Below are 7839 nucleotides of genomic sequence, written 5' to 3'. Positions count from 1 at the left end.
CCCCTATATAAGTAGGTGGGCGTTAAAAATTGTCGTTGGGGCAAGGGAACAGGGAACAGGGAACAGGGAACAGGAAGAGAGTTTTGAGCGATTTTACTTTTCTTCACATACCTTTAATTTTTCTTGTTCACCTACTCAGGACTCATGTTTGAATTTTGAAAAAATCTAAGTATTTGTAGGGTGCGTAAGATATAACAAATCTGTTTATTAATAGAATTTATTCAGTCTGACGCACCCTACAACTCCCCTGCTTCTTCTTCCAGTCCCCAGTCCCCAGTCCCCAGTCACCTGTCACCTATTCCCCATGCTAATTTAGCAGCACCTACCATTCCCGCTGAGTTACCCAGTTCTGCTGGTAGTATCTGTAAACCTACACGGGATGTTGGTAAAACCCGCTTTTCTATTTCTGCTTGCATTGCTGGTAAAAAATATTCAAAACTCGCACTAACACCACCACCAATAATAATCGCTTGGGGTGTGAATACATATATTAAACTCGTTAAACCAATTCCCAAGTCTTTACCATATTCTTGCCAAAATGTCAATGCTTCAGTATCGCCTTTTTGGGCAAGTGCGCCTAATTCTGCTGGTTCTTTGCCTGTGCGACGACGAATAGCGGATATACAAGTATACTGTTCTAAAGAACCTTGATTACCACTATTACACATTGGTCCATCGGGTGTTAAAGTAATTAAACCTAATTCTGCTGCTGCACCTTGATGTCCGATAAATAATTTACCATCCAGAATGACTGCACCACCAACCCCTGTTCCTAAAGTCAGCAAAATCAAATGTTGAAAATTGCGGCCAGCACCTAACCAAGCTTCTCCTAAACCTGCACAGTTAGCATCATTAGCGAGAATGGTTGGTTTACCAGTTTTGGCCTCTAACCAATCTGCTAAAGGTATATCATGCCATCCTGCCAGATTAATGGCGACTTTGGCAACTCTTCCCGCAGCGTCAGCAGGTCCAGGAGTTCCCAAACCTATAGCTATACTTTGATTATCTGGGTCTATTTGAGTTATGGCATCCACCATCTTTAATAATACAGCCTCTGGTGTTGCCGGTTGGGGAGTATCCACAGTGATAGATTGTAAACAATTACCATCTTGTGTAAACCTTCCTAGCTTAATCGCTGTTCCCCCTAAATCAATACCAATTACTTGTTTAGTCATTCGTCATTAGCCATGAGTTAGTAGTTGATTAAGTGAATATACTCTCAATATCGGAAAACATACCCACTTAAATAACTTAAAACCGTAACTTAAAAATCAGAAAATTGTAAATTCTTAATCATCTATTTGTTCACTTTCTGGAACTGGGGAACGACGCTTGCGAAAAATTCCCGTCATGTTGATGCCTGTAAATAGCATAGCAATCAGTCCTAAACCAACAAGAACAACATAAATAGGTTTGCCAAAACTCCCGAAATAGCTACCTTGATGAATTGTCATTAATAATTCAATTTGTTCTTCTGGTAATCCCAGCCAGCTTTCGCCAACTCGGTAAGCAATACCTGTAATAGCACTAGCTAACAAGGGTAGAAAAATAATAGGTGCCAGAATACCGTGAATGGTTCGGACAGTCAGTTGAGATGGGGCTTTATTTGAGCGGGATTTACGAATCATACCAAATCCGGTAATCACCAATCCCACTAGTCCCAGCCCTACCAAGGATACATAAACTGGTTCTAGTGGTTTACCCAAAAAAGTACCCTGGTGAATTGCCATGAAAATCTTGGCAGTGTCTTTAGGCATCCCAAACCAACTTCTTCCCAAACGATAAGCAATACCAGTTAATGCACTCAGCAGTAAAGGAATGAATAAAATTGGTGCAATGTTACGATGGAGTTTACGAAATTCACGAGACTGATTAATCTTAACCATGATAACCTCTTGAATGAATACAACGTTGCTGAGGTTGGAGGTTTAACAATACTTATCCGTCTAAAATAAATGTGCTACTTCACCTCAAGCTAACTTTGAGCATAAGACAGCAAAAGTAAAGAATTTGGAAAGACTTCATAGTCATGTCTGCTTGATTATTTATGATTAAACCGGAAGAACCCCACCTCACAGGTGTAGGTTTTCCTCCCTTGTCACTTGATTACCTGTAGAATATTTAGAAACAATTAATAAGAAATACTGTAATAGTGATTATGTAATGAAATTTTTATTAGTTGAAGATGACGAAAGGATTGCTGCATCTCTTACAGAAGCGTTAACTGATAATAATTACGCGATTGATGTAGCTGGTGACGGCGAGGAAGGATGGGACTTCATAACGGTATTTGATTATGATTTAATCCTTCTGGATGTGATGTTACCGAAATTAAATGGTATAGAATTATGTCAAAGGTTACGTCAGCGTGGTTATGGGCTGCCAGTGCTGATGTTGACTGCCAGAGATAGCAGCACTGATAAAGTAATAGGTTTGGATGCAGGTGCTGATGATTACGTCATCAAACCTTTTGATTTAAAAGAATTACTAGCGCGTATTCGGGCTTTGCTGCGACGTGGAAATACAGCATTATCAACTTTTTTGGAGTGGGGTGGACTGCTGCTTGACCCAGCCAATTGTACTGTTACTTACAAAGAACAATTGTTGTCGATGACACCGAAGGAATACCAATTACTAGAACTCCTTCTCCGTAACAATGGCCATGTCCTCAGTCGTTATCAAATTCTTAACCACCTGTGGTCATCTATTGACCCACCCGGACAGGATACAATCAAGGTGCATATTCGAGGAATACGTCAAAAACTCAAAGCCGCAGGAGCAAAAGATGATTTTATCGAAACTGTTTACGGGCTTGGGTATCGGCTTAAGCAAAACGAATACCAATAAAAGTTTGTTTGCGGCTAGAAAATTTATTGTATTTTGGGGGCGGCTGGATATTTTAACTAACCCCCAGTTTCGTGCTATCGGTTGGCGACTAATCCTATCTTATTTAATGGCGATGATGGTAGTTATGGGACTTTCATCAGTGGTAGTGTATCATTTTTTTGCTTATAGTCTAAGTCAGCAATTAGATAGACAGTTGTTGACGTTGACGGATGCAGCAGCTCATAATTTATCGGCTATTCAGGTAGATAAGATGGCTGTGCATCGCAAGATGCCGCCAATTTTAGATAATGATGGGGATTTAGATATTCCTTGGCAAGACTTACGGTTATATAGTCAGAGTGTGGAATGGTTTGATGCTAAGAAGCAATTATTAGGAAAAGCAGGAAAGCAATTTCCCGAAACACCATTTGTTACTAATTTTCACTCGTGGCAGCAAAATGGCATCAGGACATTAACTATTGCGGTTTATTCATCTGTAAAAAACCAGCAACTTTTAGGTTATGTGCGTGTCAGTGCATCAACGGTGGAAGTACAAAAAGAACTGAATAGACTGTTGATGGGTTTGGGTCTTGCTGGTGTTTTGGGGATGGTTTTAATTAGTGGTACAGGTTGGTGGTTGACGAGTAAAGCTTTGCAACCGATTGAGCAGAGTTTCCAGCAATTACAACAGTTTACGGCGGATGCGTCCCATGAATTACGCAGTCCCCTAACAGCGATTAAAACGACTGTGGAAGTGCTGCAAAGTCACCCAGAACGTATTCATCTTAGTGATGTCAAAAAAATTACAATAATAGAGGAGGCAACGCAGCAGATGACGCATTTGGTAGAGGATTTACTTTTGTTAGCAAGAAGCGATGCTGCGCCTGTAAGTTTGCCCAAAACTGCAATTCTCATTCCTATAGATGAAATTTTATTTGATTTAATTGATACTTTACAGTCCCAGGCAAAATCTCAAGAAATTACTTTAGAGGCCGATTTAATTGATGCAGTATGGGTAAAGGGGGATGCACATCAGTTACAACGACTATTTGGGAATTTGCTAGAAAATGCTCTGCAATATACGTCTAATGGCGGTTTAATTAGAGTCAAAATGCTTAAAAAGGATGATTTTGTGGTGATTGAAGTGGTGGATACAGGTATTGGTATTGCACCTGAATATTTATCCTTAGTGTTTAATCGTTTTTGGCGGGCTGAAAAAGCCCGTTCTCGTCGTCAAGGTGGTTCTGGGTTGGGTTTAGCTATTGTCCAAGCTATTACTCATGCTCATGGTGGTGAAATTTCTGTGACGAGTAAAATTGCTGTGGGAAGCTGTTTTCGCGTGAAATTACCAATATTTAAGGAGAGTTGTCAAGATAGTTGATTATCATGGCGTTTATTGAATACGGTTCATTCACTTAGGGACTTCCAAATAAAAAAATACTCAACCACCTAACGTAAAAAATCTCTCAAATCCTTATTCCTCTGTGTCCTCTGCGCCTCTGCGGTTCGTTAATCTGGATAATTTATTAATTTATTTCTTGGAAGTCCCTTACACCGCAGTGTACTAGTTCTATTAGTTTTTACTAACTATTCGCACATTAGCTATTTGATTTGCACTCATGCTTAAATTCTGTACATTTATCACGGGTGCGCCTTTTAATATACCAGATAAAGCTACAGAAAGCATTAACCCACCTGTAGCAGCTGCAATTAAAGTAAATTTATCGTTCACAGTAGTCTCTCAGTTTTGTTAGTTATCAGGAGTCAGGAGTTAGGAGTCAGGATAAAGACTTAGTTTTTCTCACCCAGTCCCCACTCCCCAGTCATCTATTTTCTCTTCTCAGTCGAGGATTGACAAATTCATTCAACCCTTCACCAAGTAGTGATAACCCTACTACCATAATTGTCATCGCTAAACCGGGAAAAAGGGTAGTCCACCAAATACCTGTAGGTAATGCTTCCAATGCCTGTTTTAAATCATATCCCCATTCGGGTACTTCTTCGGGTAGTCCTAAACCCAAAAAGCCTAAACCACCTAATACTAATATGGCATCTGCGGCGTTGAGGGTAAAGAGGACGGGTACACTTTGAATAACATTGAAAAATAGATAACGGGATAATACAATCCAGGTAGAAGCACCCATTGCTTGTGCTGCTTCAATGTATACTTCGGTTTTGACGCTGACGGTGTGGTTACGAACAACGCGATAATATTGGGGAATATAGGCTATACTAATTGCGATCGCAGCATTTAAGATTCCTCTCCCTACCACAAAAGCCAAAGTAACAGATAGCAGTAATCCTGGTAAAGTGTAAATGCTATCCATGAGAAATAGCAAAGTTTTATCTAATTTTCCCCCTAAATAACCACTTACCATCCCTAAAGGTACACCCACAACCATACTTAATGCTGTGGCTAAAAAAACTACTTGTAAAGCTGCTTGTGCGCCAAAAATCGTCCTGGAAAAGACATCATAACCCAAGCGACTTGTACCAAACCAATGTTTAATGGAAGGTGCGTCATGAATAGGGTTAGAAAGAAATTCTTTGGGGTTTTGTAACCATCCCCAAGATTGAAATACTGGTGCAAAAAAGGCTAAAAAGATAAAAAATAAAGTCATTGTTAAACCTATCAACATAAATCGCTGGGATAGGTTAGATTTAGCAAAGTTTAAAAATCTTGGTATGCGGCTTTTTGTAATAGTCATGGGAGGTTAAGGATTAAAATATTAGGCGATTAGAAATCGCTACTACACAAACGAAGTCCACCTGCGTGGACTAATCAATTATTGAAATTTTATAACCCACGAAGGTGGGTTTTGTCTGTATAGCGGCGATTTCTAATCGCTGAAAATCTCTACAAACTAGCTTGAAAAATTTGATTAGCAGTTAAATTCAATTCTGGGAAAGTGGGTGATATTATTAAATCATCATTTCTAAATTGACTAACTTGATATTCCTCATCTATCAGTTGATAAATTGAAATCGTTGGTTGTTTAGGATTACCAATAAACGCTCTACCACCTAAAGCAGCATAATCCACAATCCAATATTCTACAATACCCATTTCCTCATAGTCAGCGAGTTTTTTGTGATAATCATCACGCCAGTTTGTACTGACAATCTCAACCACAAGAGGAACTGAAGCAGATTCACTAATAGTAGACTGTTTTTTCCATAAAGGTTCATTAACTAAATTAGGACGATTTAACAAAAGTATATCTGGTAAGTATCCTGATTCTTTTTCAGGTGGTTTGATAAAAGCTGTTTTGGGAATGAAATAAGGTAATTTTAACCGACTAAATTCTAATGTAATTTGTGTTGCTAAAAAACCTATAATTTCTTCATGTTCTCCTACTGGTGGTGTCATTTCTACAATTACTCCATCATGTAATTCATAACGTACTCCTGTATCTGGATAAGACTCTATAAACTCTGCAAAAGTTACTAATTTAGTTTGAGGTAAAGCTTGAATCATAATTTAGATTATTTGATTTGAATAGTTATCATATCTGTTTGTTTGGTAATTGGTGATTGGTAATTGGTAATTGGGTTATTTATCTTCCCTGTCACCAGTCACCAGTCACCAGTCCCCAGTCACTACAAATTACTTTCTATTAACTGTCGATACTCACTTTTCTGTTTTACACCTTTCACTTCTTTTACCAATTCCTTATCTTTAAATATCTGTACCGTCGGTGTTCCAATTATCCCGGCATTTTCTGCTATGTCTCTATCTTTATCAATGTCGATTTCCACAAAGTGAATTTTACCATCAAATTCATCGACGACTTTATTTAATATCGGTTTCAGGGTATGACAGGGACCACAACCAGGAGAAATATATTTTACCAACAACAAGCGATCGCTCTCATGGAATAATTTTCTTAAAGCATAACCTCCATTATGGCTTGTTGCTTGTAAATTAAATTCTGCTGCTGTTTCTGCTTTCTCTGTTTCTGGGTGGGGTGTTGTTCCCTCGGTTTGACTTTGATGAAACTCGTGAATTAAATTCTTTGATGATAACCATCTTTCCGCTAACATGGCCGCCATACAACCAGTACCCGCTGCTGTAATAGCTTGCCGAAATTCATGATCCTGCACATCACCGGCGGCATATACACCATCTACACTGGTTTCCACGCCACCATGTTTAGTGGTAATGTACCCCACCTCATCCAGTTCTAATTGTCCCTGAAATAGCTCTGTATTGGGCTTGTGACCAACGGCGTAAAATAAACCTTTAGCTTTAATTGTACTTTCTTCCCCAGTTTGTCTGTTAATAACTTGCAAACCGGTCATCAGTTCTTTACCAACCACATCCACCGCTTCAGTATGCCAATGTACCTTTATTTTTGGGTTACTCAAAACTCTATCTTGCATAGCTTTAGAAGCCCGCATTTTATCAGAACGCACTAATAAATGTACGATAGAACCATATTTAGTTAAATAAATAGCCTCTTCTGCTGCTGAGTCTCCCGCACCAATAACTGCTAATTCTGCACCGCGAAAGATGGGAGTTGCACCATCACAAATCGCACAAGCGGAAATTCCCCGACTCCAAAATTGATGTTCGCTGGGTAAACCTAAACGTTTAGCTGTTGCACCAGTAGCGATAATTACACTATGTGCCTTTATTTCTCTTTCTGAGGAACGGATAGTAAAAGGACGTTGACTTAAATCAACTGATATCACATCTTCAGTATATAACTCTGCCCCCCACCGTTCAGCCTGTGCCTTCATGTTATCCATCAAGTCTGGTCCGGTTATCCCTTGGGGAAAACCTGGAAAGTTCTCAACTTCTGTGGTTGTCATCAGTTGTCCACCAGGTAAACCTCCAGCTTGGAAACCTTCAAATACTACGGGTTTTAAATTTGCCCTTCCTGCATAGATAGCTGCTGTATATCCAGCCGGACCAGAACCGATAATTACTAAGTTTTCTACTTTGGAATTTGTCATACTGTTATACAAACTCATAACGACTACGTTTAAATTAGTATAGCATAACTCAAA

Annotated in this window: 8 protein-coding genes; 2 read left to right on the top strand and 6 right to left on the bottom strand. The window is 39.2% G+C overall.

Going from position 1 to position 7839, the window contains the following annotated elements:
• Nucleotides 1–284 precede the first annotated feature (284 nt).
• Together VB694_RS25020 and VB694_RS25015 are read right to left on the bottom strand one after the other, a co-directional pair.
• A complete protein-coding gene (locus VB694_RS25020; protein ID WP_323363029.1) occupies nucleotides 285–1175 on the bottom strand; it encodes an ROK family protein in 891 nt (296 codons plus the stop codon).
• Between the two features lie 114 nt (nucleotides 1176–1289).
• Nucleotides 1290–1886, bottom strand: a complete 597-nt coding sequence (locus tag VB694_RS25015; RefSeq protein ID WP_323363028.1) for a PepSY domain-containing protein — start codon at nucleotides 1884–1886, stop codon at nucleotides 1290–1292.
• A gap of 277 nt (nucleotides 1887–2163) precedes the next feature.
• Here VB694_RS25015 and VB694_RS25010 point away from each other — a divergent pair, with 277 nt between their 5' ends.
• Together VB694_RS25010 and VB694_RS25005 are read left to right on the top strand one after the other, a co-directional pair.
• Nucleotides 2164–2847, top strand: a complete 684-nt coding sequence (locus VB694_RS25010; RefSeq protein ID WP_323363027.1) for a response regulator transcription factor — start codon at nucleotides 2164–2166, stop codon at nucleotides 2845–2847.
• Nucleotides 2786–4207 carry a HAMP domain-containing sensor histidine kinase gene (locus tag VB694_RS25005; protein ID WP_323363026.1) on the top strand — a complete coding sequence of 474 codons (1422 nt, stop codon included), beginning with the start codon at nucleotides 2786–2788 and terminating at the stop codon, nucleotides 4205–4207. Before VB694_RS25010 ends, VB694_RS25005 begins: the two co-directional genes overlap by 62 nt.
• A gap of 192 nt (nucleotides 4208–4399) precedes the next feature.
• On the opposite strand, the gene VB694_RS25000 is transcribed toward VB694_RS25005, so the two are convergent.
• The 4 genes from VB694_RS25000 to trxB all read right to left on the bottom strand — a co-directional run bounded on the left by VB694_RS25000 (nucleotide 4400) and on the right by trxB (nucleotide 7785).
• On the bottom strand, nucleotides 4400–4558 hold the full coding sequence (locus tag VB694_RS25000; RefSeq protein WP_323363025.1) for a hypothetical protein: 159 nt from the start codon (nucleotides 4556–4558) through the stop codon (nucleotides 4400–4402).
• Between the two features lie 91 nt (nucleotides 4559–4649).
• Nucleotides 4650–5534 (bottom strand): ABC transporter permease, encoded by an 885-nt coding sequence (locus tag VB694_RS24995; protein ID WP_323363024.1) that lies wholly within the window; start codon nucleotides 5532–5534, stop codon nucleotides 4650–4652.
• Between the two features lie 149 nt (nucleotides 5535–5683).
• Complete coding sequence (locus tag VB694_RS24990) at nucleotides 5684–6304, bottom strand: Uma2 family endonuclease (RefSeq protein WP_323363023.1); 621 nt, start codon at nucleotides 6302–6304, stop codon at nucleotides 5684–5686.
• A gap of 122 nt (nucleotides 6305–6426) precedes the next feature.
• Nucleotides 6427–7785, bottom strand: coding sequence for a thioredoxin-disulfide reductase (gene trxB / locus VB694_RS24985; RefSeq protein WP_323363030.1), 1359 nt, complete (start codon nucleotides 7783–7785; stop codon nucleotides 6427–6429).
• Nucleotides 7786–7839: the final 54 nt, after the last annotated feature.

Source organism: Anabaena sp. UHCC 0451, assembly GCF_034931405.1.
Classification (GTDB): Bacteria; Cyanobacteriota; Cyanobacteriia; order Cyanobacteriales; family Nostocaceae; genus RDYJ01.
This window is presented reverse-complemented; position numbering and strand designations above follow the sequence as displayed.